Here is a 2,646-nt window from a genome sequence, read left to right on the forward strand (position 1 = left end):
GTTTGAGAATGTCAAAATTTGGTCTTTTTCTTAAATAATCAACTAATTTTTCTGGTACTCCAGCTAAATTAATTGCTTTATCTCCTGTGAAAGCCAATACATTTGATATTTGTAATTTATTAATAATAGTGGGATTATGAGTAGAAATAATAGTTTGAACTAATGTACTACTATTACTAAAACTTTTCTCTATAAAATCTCTTACTAAACGCAAGTTATTTACACTGAGGTGAGCCTCTGGCTCTTCAATACAACAAAGATTAAACGTATCACCACATGATTTATAATATGCAAAAAGAATTAGTATATAAATAAGGTTACGTTGCCCTAAACCTTTTTGATATAAAAATTCATTTCCATATCGAAGAGTGATATTTGATAATATATTTTTCAAATTAGGTAGGTTAGGTATACACTCTAGCTTCTCAACAATATCATTGTAATTATCAAAATCTGGATTATTACCAATAATTTTATCAAATGTATCTGTTTTTTCTATTGCGGTAAAAAATTCTGAATAGGCTGTATTGATCTCACTTTTGTCATCTTCACCTAACGTATTCATAAGTAATTTTGTAAAAATACTATTAGACTTCATTGAACTACTTTCAGAAAAATCATCTCGTTCAGCATTTATATTGTGAATACTAATACTTCTTAGATCACTAAAACCAATTACTTTTTCATTATTTACAGAAACAATTTGGTAGTCATATAGTTCTATTGGTAGGATGAACCAATTAACCTCATCAATAGTCTTTCCTACAAGCAGCTTTCGAGTTAGCTCAAGTATATCATTATCATTTTTAGGCTTGAACTCATATCTAATTCTATAACTCTCCTCATCACCATCTGCTACAATCCATTTCGCTAAAAGTGCAGTTTCATAACTATTTTTAGGATCAGTAAACTCTATTGTCACTAATACTTTAGGGATCTTACTTAACTGCACTCCCTCTGATTCATCATCTATTATTGAAGCAAAAAATTCTAAAATAGAATCTTTATTAAGATCAGAAATGTTTAAACGCTTTTGGTTAAAATCAATTTGATTACCACTAAGGGGTAACGATAACGCAGAGAAAAAATTTGTCTTGCCTGTATCGTTTTCTCCAATAACAATAGTGAGCTTCTGAAGTTGAGCTTCGAAAGAACGGAAATTACGATAGTTACTGATCGATACTTTTTTGATATACATAAAGTTTTCCTTAAAAGGATCCAAAACTATATATCACAACTGTACTACAAATAGCCTCACGAATGTAAGCTTCCTAGCTTTAAAACATAATGGTATGACTATTTTGTTAGTAACCCATCATGTTTCATCGGTTATACTCACCTATGAAAGCATGGGTTTGTGTGATAATAAATCCCATACTACAAATCATTTTTACAGCCAGTAACTAGCTCAGTGATGTATCAAAAATGTGATAGCTACAACTTATAGTTATACGTTTAGTTATACATAATTTTCATCAAAAACAAATACACTTAAAATTCAATGAATTAGATATTTAATTCAACTTACGCCAGCAAAATTTTAACTGTCAGTGATGTGACAACAGCTTTAAAAACAGTAAGTTAGTAAAGTTGAGCAGACAGTAACATTACCCAGAATGGACTTCGAAATGCACGTGAAATGCACGCGCACTAGAAAAATAGAAAAGCTCACTCCGGTGGGCTTTTTTATTGTCTTTTAAATACAGCCTATATGGCGCAGCAGTATATTCCCCTGAAATAGTATCATATTGATTTTAAATGTATTTTTATTTATGATTGATTTAAGAATTTCAATTATACATTGTAACCTATTGATTTATATTGTAGTGATAAAGAGTTTTGGGGAATCCCTTTTATCACAAACATAACACATCCCTCCCCCTCACTTCACATCACAATTTCTACACATTTCGTCACAGTAATTCACTCTCGATGCCATCATCATCAAAAAACCATACATGGTAAACCACAATGAGCAAGAAAATCCTCGGCATATTCATCAAACAAAAACGCATCGAGAAAAATATTTCAATATCTGAAATTGCAAATCATCTAACAATCTCAGAAGCTATGTATATTCGCGTTAAAAACGGGAATGACTCAATCTATGTAGATGACTTAATGACTATAGCTGAAATGCTCGGTGTTGATGAGCGTGAAATTTTGAAGATGGAAGATGTATGAAAAGAAATAACAACTAACTGCACGGATAAAAAATACCTAATGTGATGAAAAACCATGATATGCGGCTTCTATGCTAGAAAAGATTAGCAATACAATATCTATAAAAGCAATGAATTACACAAAATTACATCATTAGCAAAATACCTTTCTTATACACCTAACTTCTTATAGGACAAAAGCTTTCCATTACTAGATATTCCTTCTAACAAAATATTTTGCTTACAATCTTAAGCCTATTTAATATAATTACTGCCAAAATGAATGAACTAAAGTTTATGTCTACCAGCTCTTACCTTAACAAAACTATAATTTTGTTAAGGTCGATAATCTAAGAAAAGCAAATCTAAAAAATTTCTGACTAAATTTGATATTCAATAAAAGTCATTTCACTTAAAATTTCACTTCAAAATATTGGAGACTTCATGAATATCACTCAATTATTTCTATTAGCTCTAAATTGTA

General features: G+C 30.2%; 2 protein-coding genes. One reads left to right on the forward strand and one right to left on the reverse strand.

The window, feature by feature from the left end:
• Window positions 1-1,198 (reverse strand): ATP-dependent nuclease (locus PSF16_RS17090; RefSeq protein WP_272689775.1); only part of this gene is annotated, 1,198 nt, incomplete at its 3' end.
• Between the two features lie 773 nt (window positions 1,199-1,971).
• Here PSF16_RS17090 and PSF16_RS17095 point away from each other — a divergent pair.
• On the forward strand, window positions 1,972-2,184 hold the full coding sequence (locus PSF16_RS17095; protein ID WP_006658698.1) for a helix-turn-helix domain-containing protein: 213 nt from the start codon (window positions 1,972-1,974) through the stop codon (window positions 2,182-2,184).
• The last annotated feature ends 462 nt before the right edge of the window (window positions 2,185-2,646 follow it).

The organism is Providencia sp. PROV033, assembly GCF_028484855.1.
Taxonomy (GTDB): Bacteria; Pseudomonadota; Gammaproteobacteria; order Enterobacterales; family Enterobacteriaceae; genus Providencia; species Providencia alcalifaciens.